Raw genomic sequence first — 23,201 nt, 5'->3', positions numbered from 1 at the left:
ATTATGGCACATAGAATTTTAATTGTAGATGACGCAGCATTTATGAGAATGATGATCAAAGATATTTTGGTAAAAAACGGTTTTGACGTAGTGGCAGAAGCCGAAAATGGCGCTCAGGCTGTAGAAAAATTTAAAGAGCATTCTCCTGACTTAGTTACAATGGATATCACAATGCCAGAAATGGACGGTATTACTGCACTAAAAGAAATTAAACAAATTGATGCTCAAGCTAAAATCATTATGTGTTCTGCCATGGGACAGCAATCAATGGTTATCGATGCTATTCAAGCCGGTGCTAAGGATTTTATCGTGAAACCTTTCCAGGCGGACCGTGTACTTGAAGCAATCAACAAAACATTAAGCTAAAGGGTGTACGACTGTTGAAAAAGAGTCAATGTTTCATTGCTTTTATATGTTTTTTCATTTTATTCAGTGTGCATCCGCTTGCTGCTGATGCGGCGGCATCTGATGATTCAACTGTAAACGAATGGTTTCAAAAGAAAGAGGAAAAGACCGCAGATAAGCCAGAGCAAAAGAAAGAAAAAACGACACAAACTGCTGATGAGACGGAGGGAGCTGCTGCTCCTTCTGTTTCAGCTTTTGATTTTGTGAAAATGATTTTCGCTTTATTGTTTGTCATCGCGCTGATTTACGGGCTTGTTAAGCTTATGAACAAAAGAAACCGGCTGCTAAAGCCTTTTCAATATGTTGAAAATATCGGCGGAACATCGGTTGGCCAAAACCGATCTATCCAATTGATTAAAGTCGGCAACAGTGTTCTCGTCGTTGGGGTAGGAGAGACGATCCAGCTCCTTAAAGAAATTGAGGATGAAAAGGAAATCGAAGTCATACTCAGCCAGCATGAAGAGGCGATGTCAAGCAAAATAGAGTGGCAAAAGCTTGTCAAACCCCTAAAGGGTTCTGAGAATCAGCCGCAGCAAAAGCTGCCTTCATTTTCAAAAGCATTAAAAGAGCAGCTTGAAGAGCTAAAACAAAACCGTTCAGAAGGAAAAAAGAAAGGCCCACGTCATCATGAATGAGTTTATAAATATTTTCAGTTCTAGCGATCCGGGTAACGTCAGTTCAACTGTTAAATTACTATTATTGTTAACTGTATTTTCAGTGGCGCCTGGAATATTGATTCTTATGACTTGTTTTACCCGCATCGTCATCGTTCTGTCGTTTGTCAGAACTTCACTGGCGACGCAATCAATGCCGCCCAACCAGGTCCTTATCGGCCTTGCGCTATTTTTAACATTTTTTATTATGGCTCCTACTTTTTCAGAGATTAATAAAGAAGCGCTGACACCATTGATGGACAATAAAATCAGTTTGGACGAAGCGTATACAAAAGCTGAGGAACCGATTAAAGAATTTATGAGTAAGCACACAAGGCAGAAGGATTTGGCACTGTTTATGAATTACGCGAAAATGGATAAACCCGAATCATTAAAAGATATTCCTCTTACAACGATGGTTCCCGCTTTTGCCATTTCGGAGCTCAAAACAGCGTTTCAAATAGGCTTTATGATTTTTATCCCCTTTTTAATTATTGATATGGTAGTGGCGAGCGTTCTGATGTCAATGGGGATGATGATGCTCCCTCCAGTTATGATTTCTCTGCCCTTTAAAATTTTACTTTTTGTTTTAGTAGACGGCTGGTATTTAATTGTGAAATCTTTGCTTCAGAGCTTTTAGGGTAGGTGCTAAACGTGAATTCAGAATTTGTAATTTCTATGGCGGAAAAAGCCGTATATGTAACGCTGATGATCAGCGCGCCTCTGCTTGCGATCGCTTTAGTGGTCGGATTAATCGTCAGCATCTTTCAGGCGACAACTCAAATCCAGGAACAGACTTTGGCGTTTATTCCCAAAATCGTGGCAGTCCTCTTGGCACTGATTTTTTTCGGGCCATGGATGCTGTCGACCATCCTTTCGTTCACAACAGAGCTGTTTTCTAATTTAAATCGTTTTGCAGGGTAATACAGTGATGAATTCGATTATTGATTTATTTCCTGCTTTTTTATTGGTTTTTATTAGAATCTCTGCTTTTTTTGTAACGGTTCCGCTATACGGCCACAGAAACGTTCCGGCTGTTCATCGTATCGGATTTGCTTTTTTTCTTGCAGTCATTTGCTTCAGCACGATTGATAAACCTCCGTCTTTGGAGGTTGACGAGCAATATATGCTGCTGGCGTTTAAAGAAGCTTTGGTGGGTCTGTGTCTTGGTTTGATTGCTTATATGATGATTGCTGCCGTTCAGATAGCCGGTTCATTTATTGATTTTCAGATGGGTTTTTCAATTGCGAACGTTATCGATCCGCAAACGGGCGCACAGAGTCCATTGATCGGCCAGTTTATCTATACGATGGCTCTTTTGTTTATGCTGAGTGTCAATGCGCATCATTTGCTGCTGGACGGTATTTACTACAGCTTTCAGTATATTTCGGTTGATCAGGCATTTCCGAATTTTGGCGATGAAAAGTTTGCTTATCTTATCGCCAAAAGCTTTAATGCAATGTTTATTATCGCATTTCAAATGTCGGCGCCGGTTGTGGCCAGTTTGTTTCTTGTGGATCTTGCATTAGGCATCGTGGCCCGGACAGTTCCGCAATTAAATGTATTTGTCGTCGGTCTGCCTTTAAAGATTGCCGTCAGTTTTATCATGCTCATCGTATGTATGTCCGTTATCTTCGTCGTTGTTCGGAATGTTTTCGGCTTAACGATTGAAACGATGCGGAATCTTTTAGCATTGGTCGGTGTTTCTTAATGAAGCTAAGAATTGACCTCCAATTTTTTGCGGGAGAAAAAACAGAGAAAGCCACTCCGAAAAAACGGAAGGATACTAGAAAAAAAGGGCAGGTTGCAAAAAGCTCTGATGTGAATACCGCCGCTTCATTATTAGTCATCTTCCTTTCGTTTATTGCGATCGGCCCGTATATGAGAGACAGGCTGCTGTCATTTATAGAGACATTTTACACGGAGTCACTCACAATGAAGCTCTCAGAATCAAATGTGCATATCCTGTTTATCAGCTTATTAAAGGATACTGGCATTGTACTTGCTCCGATTCTGCTTGTTGCCCTTGTTGCAGGAGTTGTAAGCAACTATATGCAGGTGGGATTTTTATTTTCTACGGAAGTGATCCAGCCTAAGCTTGAAAAATTGGACCCGATAAAAGGCTTTAAACGGATATACAGCATGAGGGCGATTGTAGAGCTGCTTAAATCGATACTGAAAATTGCTGTTGTAGGGTTTGCGGCGTTTGTTGTGCTTTGGATGCACTATGGAGAAATTCTCCGCCTTCCGCTTCTGACACCTGAAGAAGCACTTTCCTTTGTTTCAAAACTCACCCTGTGGATGGGGCTGAGCGGAGCAGGGGCTTTGTTGATTCTTGCCGGACTCGATTATTTGTATCAGAGATTTGACTATGAGAAAAATATCAAAATGTCAAAGCAGGATATAAAAGATGAGTACAAAAAATCTGAGGGAGATCCGATTATTAAGTCTAAAATTAAGCAACGACAGCGGGAAATGGCGATGAGGCGGATGATGCAGGAAGTGCCGAAAGCTGATGTCATCATCACAAACCCGACTCACTATGCGATCGCACTTAAATATGACGAAGAAAAAATGGACGCGCCATACATTGTTGCAAAAGGTGTTGACCACCTTGCATTAAAAATAAGGAAGATAGCTAAAGAGCATGATGTCATGATGGTAGAAAACAGGCCGCTTGCCCGTGCGTTATATGATCAGGTTGAAATTGACCAGGCAGTACCGGAAGAGTTTTTTAAAGTCTTGGCAGAAATCTTGGCTTACGTATTTAAAACGAAACAAAAAGTAAATTGAATTTTACGATTCAAAAGGAGAGAAAAAACAGCATGTCAACAAGAGATTTATCCGTTTTAATAAGTGTTGTCCTCATTGTGGCAATGCTGGTGATACCATTTCCTCCATGGCTGTTAAGTATTTTGATCATTATTAATATTTCTCTTGCGTTGATCGTGCTTCTCACCACAATGAATATGCAAGAACCGCTGCAGTTTTCGATTTTTCCGTCACTGCTGCTGCTTTTGACCTTATTTCGTCTGGGCTTGAATGTGTCAACGACGCGTTCGATCCTTTCGCACGGCGAAGGAGGGAAGGTTGTTGAGACCTTCGGTAACTTCGTTGTCGGCGGAAATGTTTTAGTCGGACTTGTTGTATTTATTATCTTAATTATTATTCAGTTTATCGTCATCACAAAGGGCGCGGAACGTGTTTCCGAGGTTGCGGCAAGATTTACGCTTGATGCAATGCCAGGGAAGCAGATGAGTATTGATGCTGATTTAAACGCAGGCATGATTAACGAACAGGAAGCGAAACACCGCCGTGAAAAAGTAGCTCGAGAAGCAGACTTTTACGGTGCGATGGACGGTGCCAGCAAATTTGTGAAAGGTGATGCAATTGCCGGAATTATTATTGTGATGATCAATATCATTTTCGGAATCATTATCGGTATGCTGCAGCAAGGCATGGCGATACAAGAGGCAGCCTCTCATTTTACGATGCTGACTGTAGGAGATGGAATTGTATCGCAAATTCCGGCGCTGTTAATTTCTACAGCTACAGGTATTGTCGTGACAAGAGCAGCCTCCGAAGGAAACTTAGGTCATGACATCACAGGCCAGCTGTTCGCTTATCCAAAGCTCTTATATGTTACAGCAGCAACTATTCTGCTTCTTGGCTTGTTTACTCCAATTGGTATTCTCCTAACAGGGCCGCTTGCAGGGCTGCTTGCTTTTGGCGGTTATACGCTATCTAAAACAGGTAAGGAAAAAGAAGAAGTGGAAGAGATTCTTGAGGAAGAGGCTGAAATTGACGAGCTCAAAAGCCCCGAAAGTGTTGTGCAGCTTCTGCATATAGATCCGATAGAATTCGAGTTTGGCTATGGTCTGATTCCGCTGGCGGATGCTAATCAGGGCGGGGATTTATTAGACCGAATTGTGATGATTCGCCGTCAGCTGGCGCTTGAACTTGGGCTTGTCATTCCTGTCGTGCGTATCAGAGACAATATCGCTTTGCAGCCTAATGAATACCGATTGAAAATTAAAGGAAATGAAGTAGCAAAAGGCGAGCTATTACTAGATCATTATCTAGCAATGTCGCCTACGCCTGAAGACGACCTGATTGAAGGGATCGAAACAGTAGAACCGTCGTTTGGACTTCCAGCCAAATGGATTGGCGAATCGGTGAAGGATGAAGCTGACATGCTGGGCTATACAGTTGTAGATCCGGCTTCAGTTGTCTCAACACATATTACAGAGAAAATTAAGCAGCATGCTCATGAATTAATCGGCAGACAGGAGACGAAACAGCTTATTGATCATTTGAAAGAAACGTATCCGGTCCTGGTGGAAGAGGTTACGCCAAATCCATTATCTGTCGGAGATATTCAGAAAGTGCTGGCTAAACTGTTAAAAGAAAAAGTTTCAATCCGCAATTTGGTAACCATTTTTGAAACGCTTGCCGATTATGGAAAACTGACAACGGACTCTGATCTTTTGACAGAGTACACAAGACAGGCACTTGCTAAGCAAATTACTGCCCAGTTTGCCAAAGAAAATGAAGTGTTAAAAGTGATCACTTGTTCCGGCCGTGTAGAAAAGGCAATTGCTGACGGTGTACAGCAAACAGAACATGGGAACTATTTGTCGCTTGAACCAGATGTGTCGGAAAGCATTGTGCGCTCTGTTGCAAAAGAAGCCGAACAGCTCTCAATACGGCAAGAGACTGCGATTCTTCTTTGCTCGCCTCCTGTAAGGATGTATGTGAAACAGCTTCTGGAACGATATTTTCCGGATCTTCCTGTTCTTTCTTATAACGAGCTTGAGGCTAATGTCGAAGTTCAAAGCATTGGAGTGGTGGATATTTAATGAAAATCAAAAAATTTACTGCTGCTTCAATGCAAGAAGCGGCACAGCTTATCAGAAAAGAACTAGGCAATGAAGCGGTTATACTAAATTCCAAAAAAATCAATAAGCGTAAATGGTTCGGGCTTTTAAAAAAACCGGCTGTTGAAGTGATTGCCGTATTGGATCAAGATTTTCTTGAGAAAAAAACAGCTGAAAAGGCAGCAGAGCCGAAACAAACGTCAAAACCTCCTGTCAGCAGTCCGAAAATAGAGGAGAGGATAATCCCTCAAATTCCGGCTCAATCTGAGCCAGGTGATTTTTCAGCATATCAATCCGTACTTCCTGAACCGCTCAGAAAAGCCGAACAGCTTTTGGGAGAAACCGGCGTTAATGAATCAATTAAGACCAGTACTATGAAAAAAATACTGCGATTCTCTGTTGAATCGGGCGGACTGACAGAAGAAAACGTGGCCGGTAAACTTCAGGATATACTGTGCGGGGCACTACCTCCAGCAGACAAGTGGCAGGAGCCCATTCGTTCGAAGTATATCGTGCTGTTTGGTTCGACGGGCGCGGGTAAAACAACAACGCTTGCAAAACTAGCAGCGTCTTCTCTGCTTGAAAAACAGAAAAAAATTGCTTTTATTACAACAGATACTTACCGGATTGCAGCAGTTGAACAGTTGAAAACATATGCCGAGCTGCTGCAGGCTCCTCTGGAAGTCTGTTATACCAAAGAGGAATTTCAGCGGGCGAAAGAATTATTTGCTGAATATGATCATGTATTTATCGATACAGCAGGAAGAAACTTCAGAGAACAGCAATATATCGATGAACTGAAAGAGACGATTCCTTTTGAAAGCAGCATTCAGTCATTTCTCGTTTTGTCAGCGACTGCAAAATATGAAGATATGAAACAAATTGTCAGACGTTTTTCATCTGTTCCTGTCAATCAGTTTATTTTTACGAAAATAGATGAGACTGCTTCCTTAGGATCTGTATTCAGTATACTGGCAGAATCAAAGATAGGCGCCGGATTTATCACAAACGGCCAGAATGTGCCGGAGGATATACAGACAGTCTCGCCGCGGGAGTTTGTAGGGATGCTGTGCAGATGAACAGATTTGACCAAGCAGCAACTTTACGGGCGAAAATGAAGAAGCGTGAGCGCGATCTGCCGATTGTTTTTGCACAGAAAGCTAAAACACTTGCAGTCATCAGCGGCAAGGGCGGTGTCGGAAAATCCAACATCACTTTAAATATGGCTCTTGCGCTGCAGGATAAAGGCAAGAAGGTACTGCTTATTGATCTTGATATCGGAATGGGGAACATTGATATATTAATGGGAAACTCGTCTTCCGCGACTATTATTGACGTTCTAACTGAGCGCAAGCCTTTTATGCAATCCATATCTACTGGGCCAAAGGGCCTTCGGTATATATCTGGCGGAACTGGGCTGGATGTGATGTTTCAGCTGGACCAGAAAAAATGGACCTTTTTTGCTAATGAGCTTTCTCATGCGTTAAGTCAGTTCGATTATGTACTGTTTGACATGGGGGCGGGCCTATCAAAAGACCAGCTGCCTTTTATTTTATCAGCAGAAGACATTTTGATCATAACAACCCCGGAGCCTACAGCCATTATGGATGCATACAGCGCTGTCAAACATTTAGCTTTGACAGGAAATCAGCTTTCAATGAAAGTAGCTGTCAATCGGTGCCGTGATCAAAAGGAAGGGCTTGACGCTTTTATCCGCCTTTCCCGGACCATTCACATGTTTTTAGGCGAAGCGGTTCAGTTTGCCGGTTCAGTCCCTGACGACGGGATCGTGAGCAAAGCAGTTGTCGAACAGGTTCCTTTTTTATTAAAAAGTCCTCAGGCAAAAGCCAGCCGGTCAGTCCGTCTCCTAGCGGACGCCTTGTTTGAAAGAGAAGAAACTAGACACAAAGAAGAAAAACAGACATTTATTGAGAAATTATCTTCTTTTTTAATGAGGAGGGCTTAATTTGATTCGTGTGCTTGTAGTTGATGATTCGGCTTTTATGAGAAAAATGATAAGTGATTTTCTAACCGAGGAAAAGCAGATAGAAGTAATCGGAACTGCGAGAAACGGAGAAGAGGCACTTAAAAAGATAGAATTGCTGAAACCGGATGTTATCACACTTGATATCGAAATGCCGGTGATGAATGGAACAGACACACTGCGGAAAATTATTGAGCTTTATCAGCTGCCGGTCATTATGGTTTCAAGCCAGACCCAGCAAGGAAAAGAGTGTACGATTAACTGTTTAGAGATAGGCGCCTTTGATTTTATCACAAAGCCATCTGGTTCTATATCTTTAGATTTATACAAAATTAAAGAACAATTAGTTGAGCGGGTCATCGCAGCCGGACTTTCCGGCCAGCAAAAAGCTGCGGCTCCGGCGGTCATTCGGCCTGAGCCTAAACGTATCGCTAAGCCTGTATTGAGTCAGTCAAAATCTGGCCCAGGCAGACATATTGTTTGTATCGGCACGTCAACGGGCGGACCAAGAGCGCTTCAAAAGGTGATACCAAAGCTTCCTAAGGATTTAAACGCGCCTGTACTCGTTGTACAGCACATGCCTGAAGGCTTTACTGCTTCTCTGGCTGATCGGCTGAACCATCTGTCTGACATTCGTGTAAAGGAAGCAAAAGATGGCGATGCAGCTCTTAACGGCTGTGTGTACATAGCTCCGGGGGGAAAAAACATATCCGTTATCAAAAACAGCGGCGGCCTTAAAATCGTTCTTGATAATCACGATACGCCAAGCCGTCATAAACCATCAGCAGACTACTTGTTCCGTTCTGTCGGCAAACTTACAGACTATGAAAAAGTAGCGGTCATTATGACTGGAATGGGAAGTGACGGTACTGCCGGTCTTAAGGACATGCTTGCGTCCGGCAATGTGAAAACCATTGCAGAGTCTGAAGAATCTTGTGTTGTATTTGGGATGCCGAAAGCAGCCGTTAAGGCGGGCCTTATTCATGAAATTAAACATGTGGAAGATATCGCAGCATCCATCACAAGCTGTGTGAAAAAAGAGAGGGTGTGATTCAAATGGATATGAATCAATATTTAGATGTCTTTATTGATGAAAGTAAAGAACATTTACAAACATGTAATGAAAAGCTTCTCCTTTTAGAGAAAGACCCGACAGACCTTCAGCTCGTCCACGATATATTCAGGGCTGCCCATACATTAAAAGGTATGAGCGCAACGATGGGGTATACGGATTTAGCCCATTTAACCCATCTGCTTGAAAACGTATTGGATGCTTTTCGAAACGGAGATATGGCAGTTACATCAGACTGGATGGATATCTTGTTTGAAGCGCTGGATCATCTGGAAGCAATGGTTCAGTCTATTATTGACGGCGGGGATGGTAAAAGAGACATCTCTGAAGTGAGCGCAAAGCTTGACGTGAACGGTGCGCATGCTGAGACTGCTGCTTCAGCGGAACCTGCTGAAGCGAAGGGTTCAGCATCTGATTGGGGATATGATGAGTTTGAACGAACAGTGATAGAAGAAGCGGAGGAGCAAGGTTTCAAACGGTATGAAATCACAATTTCTCTGAAAGAAGACTGTATGTTAAAAGCGGTTCGTGTATATATGGTTTTTGAGAAGCTCAATGAGATCGGAGAAGTAGCCAAAACAATACCGAGTGCGGAAGTGCTTGAGACGGAAGATTTCGGCACTGACTTCCAGGTGTGCTTCTTAACGAATCAAACGGCTGAAGACGTTGAACAGATCATCAACGGAGTTTCAGAGGTCGAGCATGTTGAAATTATTCAGGGCTCGCCTTTACAACCAGCTGAAAAACCGGAGGAGCCTCAGGTGGATACACCAGCTGCTGCACCTGTTAGGCAGGACAAACCAAAGCAGCCTGCTAAAAACGATGAACAGTCGAAGCATACATCAGGCGGGTCTAAAACAATTCGTGTCAATATCGACAGGCTTGATTCTTTAATGAACTTATTTGAAGAGCTTGTCATTGACCGCGGGCGTCTTGAGCAGATTGCAAAAGAGCTTGAGCACAATGAATTGACTGAAACAGTCGAGCGAATGACGAGAATTTCCGGCGATTTGCAGTCTATTATTCTCAATATGAGAATGGTTCCGGTTGAAACTGTTTTTAACCGTTTCCCAAGAATGATTCGCCAGCTTCAAAAAGAGCTGAATAAAAAAATCGAACTCTCCATCATCGGTGCGGAAACAGAACTCGATCGAACAGTAATTGATGAAATTGGAGATCCGCTCGTTCACTTAATCAGAAACAGTATTGACCATGGAATTGAGTCTCCGGAAACACGTTTGCAAAAAGGAAAACCTGAGTCTGGAAAAGTTGTGCTGAAAGCTTATCACAGCGGAAATCACGTCTTTATTGAAGTAGAGGATGACGGGGCAGGCCTTAATCGCAAAAAAATCCTTGAAAAAGCGCTTGAGCGCGGTGTCATTACAGAAAGAGAAGCTGAAACCTTAGAAGACAATGAAATTTATGAATTGATATTTGCTCCGGGGTTCTCTACTGCTGATCAAATTTCGGATATTTCCGGGCGGGGTGTCGGGCTTGATGTTGTGAAAAATAAACTCGAGTCACTCGGCGGTTCAGTCAGTGTGAAATCTGCAGAAGGACAAGGATCACTATTCAGCATTCAGCTTCCGCTTACACTGTCCATTATTTCAGTTCTGCTGATCAAATTGGAAGAAGAGACATTTGCGATTCCGATTTCTTCTATAATTGAAACGGCAGTTATAGACAGAAAAGATATTCTGCAAACGCATGACCGTGAAGTAATCGATTTTAGAGGGCATATTGTCCCTGTCGTTTATTTAAAAGAAGAGTTTAAAATAGAAGATACAAGACAAGATGCGGAACAGCTCCATATCATTGTCGTGAAAAAAGGCGACAAACCTACTGCATTTGTGGTGGACTCCTTTATTGGTCAGCAGGAAGTTGTGCTGAAATCACTCGGAGATTATTTAACAAACGTCTTTGCAATTTCCGGAGCTACTATTTTAGGAGACGGAGAAGTAGCGCTCATTATCGATTGTAATGCACTGATTATTTAACCATACGAGGAGGTGTCTCACATGACTGCAGAAATTAAAACAGGCGAAAAAATGATTGTCTTTATGGTAAATGGCAAAGAATATGCCATTTCTGTCACTCAGGTGAAATCAATTGAGAAATGGCAAAAGCCAACGAGAGTGCCAGGCGTTGAACCTTATATTTGCGGAGTGATCAATTTGCGCGGCGTGGTGACTCCGGTTATTGATTTAAGAAAGCGTCTCAGCTTGCCTGAGTATGAAATTACCGATGAAACACGAATTATCATTATTGCTTATCGTGATATTGAAGTCGGCTGGATAGTGGATGAAGCAAATGATGTTATAACAGTTCATGAAAGTGAAATAGAATCCGCTCCGGAAAGTGTTCAAAAAGACACGTATGTGTCGATCAAACAGATTGTAAAACAAGAGAACAGGCTCTTAAATATTATTGATGCAAATGCGGTTTTGGATAAAGAATCATCTCAGTCCGCTGTGCCCGATCAAGCTTAATCTTAAAGGGGTTATGACATGAGTATTTTTAATGGAATCAAAGAAGAGCAGATGGACATTTTGCGGGAAGTCGGCAATATCGGAGCCGGCCACTCTGCTTCTGCAATGGCCCAGCTGTTAAATAGAAAGATTGATATGGAAGTCCCGTTTGCAAAGTTACTATCGTTTGATGAACTTGTAGACTTTTTCGGCGGAGCAGAAATGCCGGTCGCCAGCATCTTTTTAAGAATGGAAGGCGATTTGACGGGCTCAATGTTCTTTATAATGCCTTTTTATCAGGCGGAGCAGTTTATCAGAGAGCTGATCGGCAACCCGGATTTTGATATAGAAAACCTGGGTGAAGATCATATGAGTTCTTCCGCTTTGCATGAACTGGGCAATATTTTAGCAGGATCATATTTAACGGCATTGGCTGATTTGACGAAACTCCAGCTTTACCCGAGTGTTCCAGAAGTTTCACTGGACATGTTCGGTGCTGTCATCAGTGAAGGTCTGATGGAGCTCAGTCAGGTTGGGGAACATGCAATTGTTGTTGATACGTCAATTTTTGACCAAAGCCATCAGCAGGAGCTAAAAGCGCATATGTTTATGCTGCCGGACTATGATTCATTTGAAAAGCTCTTTGTCGCCTTGGGTGCTTCATTATGAATACAACTGAGGCTGCTGTTGTAAAGGTTGGGATTGCGGACGTGAAGATCGCCCGCTTCCCGGATTCAATCCGGACGTCTGGCTTAGGGTCGTGTGTAGGGCTGGTGCTTTACGATAAAGAAAAGCAAACGGCGGGGCTTGTCCATGTCATGCTGCCGGATTCGACGTTATCAAAAACAGCTGAACTCAATCGGGCAAAATATGCCGATACCGCTGTAAAAGCTACGATTGATATGCTGGTAGAAGCGGGCTGCCGAAAGTTTGCGTTAAAAGCAAAGCTTGCCGGCGGATCAGAGATGTTTAAATTTAAAATGACGAATGATTTGATGAAGATCGGACCGAGAAATGTCTTAGCGATAAAGGAACAGCTGTCATTATATAATATTCCGATTATCAGTGAAGATACGGGAGGCTCAAGCGGCCGTACGATAGAATTTGAACCGAAGTCCTGTATGCTGCATATTCGAACTGTTAAACAAGGTGAAAAAACGATTTAATTAAGGTATTAGGGGGATAACAATGCAATCCTTGAATTATGAAGATCAGGTGCTTTGGTCGCGCTGGAAAGAGTGGAAAGATCCTAAGGCCGGTGATGATTTAATGCGCCGTTACATGCCGCTTGTCACATATCATGTAGGCAGAATTTCTGTCGGACTGCCAAAATCAGTGCATAAAGACGATCTTATGAGCCTTGGTATGCTTGGTTTATACGATGCCCTTGAAAAATTTGACCCCAGCCGGGACTTAAAATTTGATACCTACGCCTCGTTTAGAATTCGCGGTGCAATTATTGACGGGCTTCGTAAAGAGGATTGGCTGCCCAGAACCTCGCGTGAAAAAACAAAGAAGGTTGAAGCGGCGATTGAAAAGCTTGAACAGCGCTATCTTCGGAATGTATCGCCCGCAGAAATTGCAGAGGAACTCGGAATGACGGAACAGGATGTAGTGTCAACAATGAATGAAGGTTTTTTTGCAAATCTGCTGTCAATTGACGAAAAGCTTCATGATCAGGATGACGGGGAAAACATCCAGGTCATGATCAGAGATGACAAAAATGTCCCGCCGGAAGAAAAGATCATGAAAGATGAGCTGATTGCGCAGCTTGCGGACAAAATTCACGAACTCTCTGAAAAAGAACAGCTTGTGGTCAGTTTGTTCTATAAAGAGGAATTGACATTGACGGAAATCGGACAGGTATTGAATCTTTCTACGTCCCGTATATCACAAATACATTCAAAGGCACTATTTAAATTAAAGAATCTGCTTGAAAAAGTAATTCAATAAAGAATCCTCATGATTAGCGAGTGAAAAACATGTCAACACTATTATGGCTTTTAAGCTTCACGCTTCATGGCGTTCTTCTGTACGCTGTCATTATCCTGTATATGAGGCTCGCAGCTGTGAAAGAAACAGAAAAACAGCAAAAGAAGCTGCTGGAAGAGACGGAGAACACACTTGCGGCATTTCTTCTTGAACTAAAAGAAGAAAATGAGAAGTTGATAGACAACTTGGATGTACCTTCTGTTCAAACTGAAGAAAAACAGAAGGAAGAGCATCAGCAGGCTGAACAACATTCAGAGCGAGGTGCTGTTCAGGAAGAAGACAACGCTCTTCCCGAGCATATCGAAGGTCTGATCAACGAGGTTGAGAGGGCGGAAGAGAACGTAAACAGCGATGCCCGATCATTTGAAGATGAAGTTATGGCATTATACGAACAGGGATATTCAGCTGGTGAAATTGCTCAGAAATTGAAAAGCGGGAAGACAGAAATCGAGCTATTTTTAAAATTTCGCTCCAAAGCTGTAAAGGATTCTTGATTGTCGCATAAAGCTGTGTTATATTATGTCTTGGTGTTAAATACACACGCTTAACGATTTATGCAGAGGGTGCTGCAGGCGGCAGTTCTGCACAAAAATGACCTAAGCGGAGGAAAAAAACCATTATATTAGGAGGAAATAACATGTCAGTCATTTCTATGAAGCAATTGCTTGAAGCTGGTGTTCACTTCGGTCACCAAACACGCCGTTGGAACCCAAAAATGAAGCGTTACATTTTCACGGAGCGTAACGGAATCTACATCATTGACCTTCAAAAAACAGTCAAAAAAGTAGAGGAAGCTTACAACTTCACTAAAAATCTTGCTGCTGAAGGCGGAAGAATCCTTTTCGTCGGCACAAAAAAACAAGCTCAAGATTCTGTTAAAGAAGAAGCTCAACGCTCTGGCATGTACTATGTCAACCAACGCTGGTTGGGCGGTACATTAACAAACTTTGAAACAATCCAAAAACGTATTAAACGTCTTAAAGACATTGAAAAAATGCAAGAAAACGGTACGTTTGAAGTACTTCCTAAAAAAGAAGTCGTTCAATTGAAAAAAGAATTAGAACGTCTTGAAAAATTCCTAGGCGGAATTAAAGAAATGAAGGATCTTCCTGATGCATTGTTCATCATCGATCCTCGCAAAGAGCGCATCGCTGTTGCGGAAGCTCGCAAATTAAACATCCCTATCATCGGAATTGTAGATACTAACTGTGACCCTGATGAAATCGATGTTGTTATTCCTGCGAACGATGACGCTATCCGCGCTGTTAAACTTCTAACTTCTAAAATGGCAGATGCAATCTTAGAAGCGAAGCAAGGCGAAGAAGAAGCGGAAGTTGCTGAAGAAACTGCACCAGAAACTGAAACAACAACTGCGTAACCTATTCAAAAGGTGATAAGAGGGACTGCCTTTTATCACCTTTTTTCAAGAAAAATGTCATGATACATATCTTGTTTAAACATATAAGGAGGAATACAAATGGCTATTACTGCACAGCAAGTAAAAGAACTGCGTCAAAAAACTGGCGCGGGTATGATGGATTGTAAGAAAGCGTTAACTGAAACTGATGGAGATATGGACAAAGCAATTGACCTTCTTAGAGAAAAAGGAATTGCAAAAGCAGCGAAAAAAGCTGACCGTATCGCAGCAGAAGGTTCAACTCTTATTAAAACTGACGGCAACAAAGGTGTTATTTTAGAAGTAAACTCTGAAACTGATTTCGTTGCGAAAAACGAAGGCTTCGTAGAGCTTCTTAACACATTGGCTGACCACCTTCTTGCAAACACTCCTGCAGATGTTGAAGAAGCAATGGGCCAAAAAATGGACAACGGCTCTACTGTAGAAGAGTACATTACAAGTGCAGTTGCTAAAATCGGTGAGAAAATCACGCTTCGCCGCTTTGCTGTTCTTACAAAAGATGACAGCTCTGCATTCGGTGCTTACCTTCACATGGGCGGACGCATCGGCGTATTAACTGTTCTTAACGGTACAACTGACGAAGAAACTGCGAAAGATATCGCAATGCATGTTGCTGCGGTTAACCCTCGTTACATTTCTCGTGACCAAGTATCAGAAGAAGAAACAGACCATGAGCGTCAAATCTTAACTCAGCAAGCTCTTCAAGAAGGAAAACCTGAAAACATCGTAGCGAAAATGGTTGAAGGCCGTCTGAACAAATTCTTCGAAGAAATTTGTCTTTTAGACCAAGCATTCGTTAAAAACCCAGATGAAAAAGTGAAACAAGTTGTTGCAGCGAAAAACGCAACTGTTGAAACTTTCGTTCGCTATGAAGTTGGCGAAGGTATCGAAAAACGTCAAGAAAACTTTGCTGAAGAAGTAATGAACCAAGTGAAAAAATAATGGTGAAAAGATGTCGCGATCAAGTCGCGTCTTTTCAGGCAGTATAGGGGACACACTTTGTGTTCCCTATTTTTAAAACTATATTTACAAACCTTTTTTTCTCTTGCATAATAGAAAACGGCAATGTTTACACTTGGAGGTTATTATGGAAAAACCAAAATACAAACGTATCGTATTAAAGCTTAGCGGGGAAGCATTGGCAGGGGAACAGGGTAACGGAATTAACCCTACTGTCATTCAATCCATTGCAAAGCAAGTGAAAGAAATCGCTGAGCTTGAAGTCGAAGTGGCTGTTGTAGTAGGCGGCGGCAACTTATGGCGCGGAAAAACAGGAAGTGACCTGGGCATGGACCGCGCAACTGCAGACTATATGGGGATGCTGGCGACAGTGATGAACTCGCTTGCTCTTCAAGACAGCTTGGAAACACTCGGAATCCAGTCCAGAGTGCAAACATCCATTGAAATGAGACAAGTTGCTGAACCGTATATCAGAAGAAAAGCGATACGCCACTTAGAGAAAAAACGTGTCGTTATTTTTGCTGCGGGTACAGGAAACCCATATTTTTCAACTGATACGACAGCTGCACTGCGCGCTGCTGAAATTGAAGCAGACGTTATTTTAATGGCTAAAAACAATGTTGACGGTGTGTATAATGCTGATCCTAGAAAAGATGAATCAGCTGTAAAATATGAATCGCTTTCTTACCTTGACGTTTTAAAAGACGGCTTGGAAGTGATGGATTCAACAGCATCATCTTTATGCATGGATAATGACATTCCGCTAATCGTCTTTTCTATTATGGAAGAAGGAAATATTAAACGCGCCGTGACAGGCGAATCAATCGGAACGATCGTGAGGGGGAAATAACGTGTCAAAAGAAGTATTAACACAAACGAAAGAAAAAATGGAAAAAGCAATTGCTGCTTATCAGCGTGAATTGGCTACTGTACGCGCAGGCCGTGCGAACCCATCTTTATTAGATAAAGTAACAGTTGAATATTACGGAGCGCAGACACCTTTAAATCAGCTGTCTTCTATTAACGTGCCTGAAGCTCGTATGCTGGTCATAACACCATACGACAAGTCAGCAATCGGTGATATCGAAAAAGCAATTTTAAAAGCGGATTTAGGCTTAACGCCAACGAGCGACGGCAATATGATTCGCATTGCGATTCCTGCGCTAACAGAAGAAAGACGTAAAGAATTAGTCAAAGTTGTAAAAAAATATGCTGAAGACGCAAAAGTAGCTGTACGAAATGTACGCCGTGATGCGAACGATGATCTCAAAAAACTTGAGAAAAACGGAGACATCACTGAAGATGAGCTGCGTGCTTCCAATGAAGATGTTCAAAAACTGACAGATGAATATGTGTCAAAAATTGACAGTGTCACAAAAGACAAAGAAAAAGAAATCATGGAAGTTTAATGAAAAACTATGTACAATAGATAATAGTGAAAAGACCCTCTCATGTTTACAGGGGGTTTTTTTGTTAATACTGTTGATTACATTGGTTATCAGCAGGGAATGCAACCTTTTTGGGTGACGGAGGAATCTCATGCTCAACATACTCAAAAATTGGAAGAACCAGCAAACTGCGGCTTCCAACTTAGAACGCTATACAAAAGAAGACATACTTAAGGGAGAAATCCCCGAACACATCGCCATTATAATGGATGGAAATGGCCGTTGGGCTAAAAAACGCTCTCTCCCCCGAATTGCAGGCCACCACGAAGGAATGAAGGTGGTTAAAAGGACAACTAAGCTTGCTAACGAATTGGGTGTCAAAGTACTGACCCTGTACGCATTTTCAACAGAAAACTGGAAGCGGCCAAAAATGGAAGTTGATTTTTTGATGAAGCTTCCTGAAGAGTTTTTAAATACGTATCTACCGGAACTTGTTGAGGAGAATGTGCAGGTCCGGATTATAGGAGATGAATCAGCCTTGCCGCCGCACACAATGCGAGCGATTGAAAAGGCTGTAAAGGATACGGCGCAAAATGACGGGCTGATCCTTAATTTTGCTCTCAACTATGGAGGGCGTACTGAAATTGTCACTGCTGCAAAAACACTCGCGGAAAAAGTGAAGGATGGTTCTTTGAAAATAGAAGACATTGATGAATCGCTTTTTTCTAATCATTTAATGACTGAATCTTTGCAGGATCCTGAACTTTTAATTCGAACGAGCGGCGAGATTAGACTAAGCAACTTTATGCTTTGGCAGGTTGCCTACAGTGAATTTGTCTTTACTGACGTTCTGTGGCCTGACTTTAAAGAAAATCATTTCTTGCAGGCGTTAGGAGAATATCAGCAACGGGGCCGGAGGTTTGGCGGAATTTAGAGGATGGTGGACATGAAACAAAGAATTTTGACAGGTGTTCTGGCAGCAATTGTATTTTTATTTTTAGTTATTGTCGGGAATTTGCCGTTCACCATATTAGTTTATGCAATGGGCAGTGTAGCACTTTTTGAGCTTTTGCGGATGAAAAAACTTAAGCTTGTTTCACTGCCTGGATTGATCAGTCTTTTATTGTTATGGATGTTCTTAATGCCAAGCCAGTATTCTTTTTTTGAAGCGAATGGTATCTCGAAAATTGAAACGGCTTTGTTCGCAGTACTGATTTTACTGACGTACACAGTATTGGTGAAGAACACTTTTACCTTTGATGAAGTCGGCTTTATTACCCTTGCAACGATTTACATCGGAATGTGTTTTCATTATTTTATTGAAATCAGAAACCTTGATCAGCACGGGCTGACATACATTTTTTATGCCTGTGTCGTGATTTGGTCGACTGATTCCGGTGCATATTTTGTCGGGAAATCGCTTGGGAAACGAAAATTGTGGCCTGAAATCAGCCCTAATAAAACAGTTGAGGGATTTGTAGGCGGAATCGTCATTGCACTTGTACTTTCGACGATTTTTCAGCTTGTCGCAAACCTGCCGATCCCATACTTCTATCTGCTTTTGATCACACTGTTTTTGTCTGTTTTCGGACAGATTGGGGATTTAGTAGAATCCGCTCTGAAAAGACATTACGATGTAAAGGATTCTGGGAAGATCCTTCCCGGGCATGGCGGTGTCCTAGACCGTTTTGACAGTTTTTTGTTTGTCATGCCTTTCTTGTACTTTCTGCTTGCCCTTTTTTCATAAAAAAGTCTAATATGAATATGAGGTTGAATATGCAGCAAAAAGAATAGGAGTAGTGGCACTTTGAAAAATATTTGTCTTTTAGGAGCAACAGGATCAATCGGCGAACAGACTCTTGACGTATTGCGTACGCACCAAGACCAATTTCAGCTGGTATCTATGTCGTTCGGCAAAAATATTGATAAGGCCGTGCCGATGATAGAGGCCTTTCAGCCGAAGTTTGTATCTGTCGGTGATCTGGATACATATCACAAATTAAAACAAGTTTCTTTTTCATTTGATTGCCAGATCGGGCTTGGAGAAGAAGGCCTGATTGAAGCGGCAGTTATGGAGGAAGTCGATATTGTTGTCAATGCCTTGCTTGGAAGTGTCGGTCTCATCCCTACGTTAAAGGCGATCGAACAGAAAAAAACAATTGCGCTTGCAAATAAGGAAACTCTTGTCACTGCCGGGCATATAGTGAAAGAACATGCTAAGAAATACAATGTTCCGCTGCTGCCCGTTGACAGTGAGCATTCAGCCATTTTTCAAGCCCTACAAGGCGAACAGGCTAAAAACATTGATCGCCTTATCATTACGGCGTCCGGCGGAAGTTTTCGGGACAAGACGCGGGAGCAGCTCGAATCAGTTACAATTGAAGATGCATTACAGCACCCGAATTGGTCAATGGGTGCAAAAATTACGATTGATTCGGCTACAATGATGAATAAGGGATTAGAGGTGATTGAGGCGCATTGGCTTTTCGATATTCCATACGAACAAATCGATGTGGTCTTACATAAGGAGAGCATCATCCATTCCATGGTAGAGTTTCATGACAAAAGTGTGATTGCACAGCTCGGCACTCCTGATATGAGGGTTCCGATTCAATATGCGCTCACCTATCCCGACCGATTGCCATTGCCAGACGCCAAAAGGCTCGAGCTGTGGGAAATCGGCAGTCTTCATTTTGAGAAAGCTGACTTTGACAGGTTCCGCTGCTTACAATTTGCCTTTGAATCAGGTAAAATAGGGGGAACAATGCCGACTGTGCTAAACGCGGCAAATGAAGTGGCTGTCGCCGCCTTTTTAGCGGGCAAGATATCGTTTTTAGCGATTGAAGACTGTATCGAAAAGGCATTAAACCGCCATCAGCTTATTCAAAAGCCTAGCTTGGCAGACATTCAGGAAGTGGACAAAGATACCCGGGGATACGTCAATTCAATACTCACATAAGGTGGTATGTTCGTGAATACAGTTATAGCGTTTATCATTATTTTCGGAACGCTCGTTTTCTTCCATGAACTGGGCCATTTGTTGTTAGCCCAAAGAGCGGGAATTTTGTGCCGTGAATTTGCGATCGGTTTTGGTCCAAAAATCTTTTCATTCAAAAAAAATGAAACGGTGTATACGATCAGACTTCTCCCGGTCGGCGGATTTGTCCGCATGGCCGGCGAAGATCCGGAAATGATTGAGGTGAAACCTGGCTACACGATCGGGCTTCTTTTTAACAAAGAGGATCAGGTTGAAAAAGTCATCATCAATCAAAAGGAAAAATACCCGGATGCTTTAATTATCGAGGTGGAAACGGCGGACCTAGAGCATGACATGAAGATCACCGGCTATGAACAGGGGAAAGAGGATGAGCTTTCCAGCTTTAGTGTGAGTGAAACCTCCTTTTTCATTGTAGACGGAGAAGAAGTTCAGATCGCGCCGTATAACCGCCAGTTTGGTTCCAAACCTGTGTGGCAGCGAATTAAGGCGATTGCCGCAGGTCCGATTATGAATTTCATATTGGCTTATGTCATTTTAGTGATGCTTGGGCTGATTCAGGGTGTTCCGTCAAATGAGCCTATGCTTGGACAACTGACAGACAACGGACGGGCAGCCGAAGCAGGGCTAAAAGAAGGAGATTACATTCAAAGCATTAACGGAGAGAAGATGAGGTCCTGGACCGACATTGTCTCTGCGGTAAAAGAAAACCCGGAAAAAGAAATTGACGTTGAGGTAAAAAGAGATAACAAAACGCTCCACATTTCAGTTACTCCGGAAGCCGTTAAAGATGAGAACAAAAAAACAATCGGCCGCTTTGGTTCTTACGCGCCTACTGAGAAAGGCGTTCTCTCAGCAGTTGCTTATAGTGCAACATCAACTGTTGATGTTACAAAAGCGATATTAACAAATCTCAGTAAATTAGTGACAGGACAATTTAAAATTGATATGCTTTCAGGTCCTGTCGGCATATACGATATGACAGACCAAGTGGCAAAAACGGGAATCATTAATTTATTCCAGTTTGCTGCATTTTTAAGTATTAACCTTGGTATCGTCAACCTGCTTCCGATTCCGGCTCTTGACGGCGGAAGACTGTTGTTTCTATTTATAGAAGCCATTCGGGGCAAACCGATCAACAGAGAAAAAGAAGCCTTTGTGGTGTTTATCGGAGTCGCTTTCCTAATGCTTCTTATGCTGGTCGTTACATGGAACGATATCCAGCGGCTGTTTTTGTAAATGAAAAGTAAATCAATCAGAGGTGCGAAGAAATGAGACAAAGCTTGACGCTTATTCCTACGCTCCGTGAAGTTCCAGCTGATGCCGAAGCGAAAAGTCATCAGCTTCTTCTAAGAGCAGGATTTATCAGACAGAATACGAGCGGGGTATACAGCTATATGCCTCTTGCGTATAAGGTTATTCAAAACATTCAGCAGATCGTCCGTGAGGAAATGGAAAAAATCGACGCTGTAGAAATGCTTATGCCCGCGCTGCAGCAGGCTGAGACATGGCAGGAATCAGGCAGATGGTATACGTACGGTCCTGAACTGATGAGACTTCAAGACCGTCACGGCCGTGAATTTGCTTTAGGGGCAACGCATGAAGAAGTGATCACTTCACTCGTTCGCGATGAGGTTAAATCCTATAAGCGTCTCCCTCTGACTCTGTACCAAATCCAGTCTAAATTCAGGGATGAAAAACGCCCGCGCTTCGGTTTATTAAGAGGCCGCGAATTCATTATGAAGGATGCTTATTCTTTCCATGCTTCTGAAGAGAGCTTGGATGAAACATATCAAAAAATGTACAATGCGTATTCTAATGTTTTCGCCCGCTGCGGCATTAATGTAAGACCTGTTATCGCTGACTCAGGTGCCATGGGTGGAAAAGATACACATGAATTTATGGCACTTTCTGAAATCGGAGAGGATACCATTGCGTACTCTGATGAATCACAATATGCAGCCAATATCGAAATGGCTGAAGTTCTTTATCAGGAAGTCACTTCAAATGAAGAGCCTATCGCTTTAGAAAAAGTGCACACTCCTAATGTGAAAACGATCGATGAGCTGACTGCATTTTTACAGGTTTCAGCTGAAGCCTGCATTAAATCGGTATTGTTTAAAGCGGATGACCGTTTTGTTCTGGTGCTTGTAAGAGGGGATCACGAAGTGAATGATATTAAAGTGAAGAATCTCCTGCATGCAGAGGTTATGGAACTTGCTTCTCATGAAGAGGTCGTTCAGCAGCTTGGAACAGAGCCTGGTTTTGTCGGACCTATCGGTTTGAATCAAGAGATTGACGTCTATGCAGATTTCGCTGTTAAAGCAATGGTTAATGCTGTTGCCGGTGCGAATGAAGGAGATTATCATTATAAAAATGTCAACGTAACCCGTGATGCGCAAATTAAAGAATTTGCCGATCTTCGCTTTATTAAGGAAGGCGACCCGTCACCAGACGGCAAAGGCACGATCCGTTTTGCAGAAGGAATCGAAGTCGGACAAGTCTTTAAGCTTGGAACTCGTTATTCTGAAGCGATGAATGCGACATATTTAGATGAAAACGGACGAGCACAGCCAATGCTGATGGGATGTTACGGAATCGGTGTTTCCAGAACCCTTTCTGCTATTGCTGAACAGCATCACGACGAAAAAGGCTTAATATGGCCAAAAAGCGTCGCGCCGTATGATCTTCATATTCTTGCACTGAATATCAAAAACGATGCGCAAAAAGAATTGGCTGAAAAGCTGTACGCTGATTTAAAGGCGAAAGGCTATGAAGTGCTGTATGACGATCGTGCGGAACGCGCCGGCGTAAAATTTGCTGACTCGGATCTAATCGGTCTTCCAATCCGTATTACTGTCGGCAAACGGGCTGATGAAGGAATTGTGGAAGTTAAAATCCGCAAAACAGGTGAGTCAACAGAAGTTTCTGTTGATGAGTTATCTGCTTTTATCAGCAAGCAGTAAACACCATAACGATTTATCAAAAAA

General features: G+C 42.4%; 25 protein-coding genes. All 25 read left to right on the top strand.

Annotated features, from left to right (window positions below):
* Window positions 1–3 precede the first annotated feature (3 nt).
* The 25 genes from cheY (at window position 4) to proS (ending at window position 23,177) form a co-directional block, all read left to right on the top strand.
* The gene (gene cheY / locus DIC78_RS01195) at window positions 4–366 is read left to right on the top strand and encodes a chemotaxis protein CheY (protein WP_010334256.1); all 363 of its coding nucleotides are present in this window, start codon (window positions 4–6) and stop codon (window positions 364–366) included.
* A gap of 14 nt (window positions 367–380) precedes the next feature.
* A complete protein-coding gene (gene fliZ / locus DIC78_RS01190) occupies window positions 381–1,040 on the top strand; it encodes a flagella biosynthesis regulatory protein FliZ (protein ID WP_044155883.1) in 660 nt (219 codons plus the stop codon).
* Window positions 1,033–1,698, top strand: coding sequence for a flagellar type III secretion system pore protein FliP (gene fliP, locus DIC78_RS01185; RefSeq protein ID WP_024121406.1), 666 nt, complete (start codon window positions 1,033–1,035; stop codon window positions 1,696–1,698). Before fliZ ends, fliP begins: the two co-directional genes overlap by 8 nt.
* A gap of 14 nt (window positions 1,699–1,712) precedes the next feature.
* The gene (gene fliQ / locus DIC78_RS01180) at window positions 1,713–1,982 is read left to right on the top strand and encodes a flagellar biosynthesis protein FliQ (protein ID WP_127695227.1); all 270 of its coding nucleotides are present in this window, start codon (window positions 1,713–1,715) and stop codon (window positions 1,980–1,982) included.
* Between the two features lie 7 nt (window positions 1,983–1,989).
* Window positions 1,990–2,769: a flagellar biosynthetic protein FliR gene (gene fliR / locus DIC78_RS01175; protein ID WP_024121407.1), complete on the top strand. Its 780-nt coding sequence runs from the start codon at window positions 1,990–1,992 to the stop codon at window positions 2,767–2,769.
* Entirely contained in the window at window positions 2,769–3,851 is a 1,083-nt protein-coding gene (gene flhB / locus DIC78_RS01170; protein WP_127695225.1) for a flagellar biosynthesis protein FlhB, read from the top strand. Before fliR ends, flhB begins: the two co-directional genes overlap by 1 nt.
* A gap of 32 nt (window positions 3,852–3,883) precedes the next feature.
* Window positions 3,884–5,917, top strand: a complete 2,034-nt coding sequence (gene flhA, locus DIC78_RS01165) for a flagellar biosynthesis protein FlhA (protein WP_127695223.1) — start codon at window positions 3,884–3,886, stop codon at window positions 5,915–5,917.
* Entirely contained in the window at window positions 5,917–7,014 is a 1,098-nt protein-coding gene (locus DIC78_RS01160; RefSeq protein ID WP_101863335.1) for a flagellar biosynthesis protein FlhF, read from the top strand. Before flhA ends, DIC78_RS01160 begins: the two co-directional genes overlap by 1 nt.
* A complete protein-coding gene (locus DIC78_RS01155; protein WP_106020709.1) occupies window positions 7,005–7,901 on the top strand; it encodes a MinD/ParA family protein in 897 nt (298 codons plus the stop codon). Before DIC78_RS01160 ends, DIC78_RS01155 begins: the two co-directional genes overlap by 10 nt.
* 1 nt (window position 7,902) lies before the next feature.
* A complete protein-coding gene (gene cheB, locus DIC78_RS01150; protein WP_106020711.1) occupies window positions 7,903–8,970 on the top strand; it encodes a protein-glutamate O-methylesterase CheB in 1,068 nt (355 codons plus the stop codon).
* A 5-nt stretch (window positions 8,971–8,975) separates the two neighbouring features.
* Window positions 8,976–10,988 (top strand): chemotaxis protein CheA, encoded by a 2,013-nt coding sequence (gene cheA, locus DIC78_RS01145; protein ID WP_106020713.1) that lies wholly within the window; start codon window positions 8,976–8,978, stop codon window positions 10,986–10,988.
* Between the two features lie 21 nt (window positions 10,989–11,009).
* Window positions 11,010–11,480, top strand: coding sequence for a chemotaxis protein CheW (gene cheW, locus DIC78_RS01140; RefSeq protein WP_024121414.1), 471 nt, complete (start codon window positions 11,010–11,012; stop codon window positions 11,478–11,480).
* A gap of 18 nt (window positions 11,481–11,498) precedes the next feature.
* Window positions 11,499–12,128 (top strand): CheY-P phosphatase CheC, encoded by a 630-nt coding sequence (cheC, locus tag DIC78_RS01135; protein WP_024121415.1) that lies wholly within the window; start codon window positions 11,499–11,501, stop codon window positions 12,126–12,128.
* Complete coding sequence (gene cheD / locus DIC78_RS01130) at window positions 12,125–12,625, top strand: chemoreceptor glutamine deamidase CheD (protein WP_106020715.1); 501 nt, start codon at window positions 12,125–12,127, stop codon at window positions 12,623–12,625. The genes cheC and cheD overlap by 4 nt, the downstream gene beginning before the upstream one ends.
* A 22-nt stretch (window positions 12,626–12,647) precedes the next feature.
* Window positions 12,648–13,412: an RNA polymerase sigma-28 factor SigD gene (gene sigD / locus DIC78_RS01125; RefSeq protein WP_010334270.1), complete on the top strand. Its 765-nt coding sequence runs from the start codon at window positions 12,648–12,650 to the stop codon at window positions 13,410–13,412.
* A 29-nt stretch (window positions 13,413–13,441) separates the two neighbouring features.
* Window positions 13,442–13,945, top strand: coding sequence for a Swarming motility protein SwrB (locus tag DIC78_RS01120; RefSeq protein WP_106020717.1), 504 nt, complete (start codon window positions 13,442–13,444; stop codon window positions 13,943–13,945).
* Window positions 13,946–14,088: 143 nt separating this feature from the next.
* On the top strand, window positions 14,089–14,829 hold the full coding sequence (rpsB, locus tag DIC78_RS01115) for a 30S ribosomal protein S2 (protein ID WP_024121418.1): 741 nt from the start codon (window positions 14,089–14,091) through the stop codon (window positions 14,827–14,829).
* Window positions 14,830–14,928: 99 nt separating this feature from the next.
* Window positions 14,929–15,810, top strand: a complete 882-nt coding sequence (gene tsf / locus DIC78_RS01110) for a translation elongation factor Ts (RefSeq protein ID WP_024121419.1) — start codon at window positions 14,929–14,931, stop codon at window positions 15,808–15,810.
* Between the two features lie 145 nt (window positions 15,811–15,955).
* Window positions 15,956–16,678, top strand: a complete 723-nt coding sequence (pyrH, locus tag DIC78_RS01105) for a UMP kinase (protein ID WP_010334275.1) — start codon at window positions 15,956–15,958, stop codon at window positions 16,676–16,678.
* Window position 16,679: 1 nt separating this feature from the next.
* A complete protein-coding gene (gene frr, locus DIC78_RS01100; RefSeq protein WP_024121420.1) occupies window positions 16,680–17,237 on the top strand; it encodes a ribosome recycling factor in 558 nt (185 codons plus the stop codon).
* A gap of 130 nt (window positions 17,238–17,367) precedes the next feature.
* A complete protein-coding gene (locus DIC78_RS01095) occupies window positions 17,368–18,150 on the top strand; it encodes an undecaprenyl pyrophosphate synthase (RefSeq protein WP_024121421.1) in 783 nt (260 codons plus the stop codon).
* 3 nt (window positions 18,151–18,153) lie between these two features.
* On the top strand, window positions 18,154–18,963 hold the full coding sequence (gene cdsA, locus DIC78_RS01090; protein ID WP_081638302.1) for a phosphatidate cytidylyltransferase: 810 nt from the start codon (window positions 18,154–18,156) through the stop codon (window positions 18,961–18,963).
* A gap of 60 nt (window positions 18,964–19,023) precedes the next feature.
* Entirely contained in the window at window positions 19,024–20,175 is a 1,152-nt protein-coding gene (gene dxr, locus DIC78_RS01085; protein ID WP_024121423.1) for a 1-deoxy-D-xylulose-5-phosphate reductoisomerase, read from the top strand.
* 6 nt (window positions 20,176–20,181) lie between these two features.
* Window positions 20,182–21,450, top strand: coding sequence for an RIP metalloprotease RseP (gene rseP, locus DIC78_RS01080; RefSeq protein WP_127695221.1), 1,269 nt, complete (start codon window positions 20,182–20,184; stop codon window positions 21,448–21,450).
* Window positions 21,451–21,482: 32 nt separating this feature from the next.
* Window positions 21,483–23,177 carry a proline--tRNA ligase gene (gene proS / locus DIC78_RS01075; RefSeq protein WP_127695219.1) on the top strand — a complete coding sequence of 565 codons (1,695 nt, stop codon included), beginning with the start codon at window positions 21,483–21,485 and terminating at the stop codon, window positions 23,175–23,177.
* Window positions 23,178–23,201: the final 24 nt, after the last annotated feature.

The sequence above is a fragment of the Bacillus halotolerans genome, from assembly GCF_004006435.1.
In the GTDB taxonomy this organism is placed as follows: Bacteria; Bacillota; Bacilli; order Bacillales; family Bacillaceae; genus Bacillus; species Bacillus halotolerans.
Note: the sequence above shows the minus strand (reverse complement) of the source record. Positions and strands in the feature narration are given on the sequence as shown.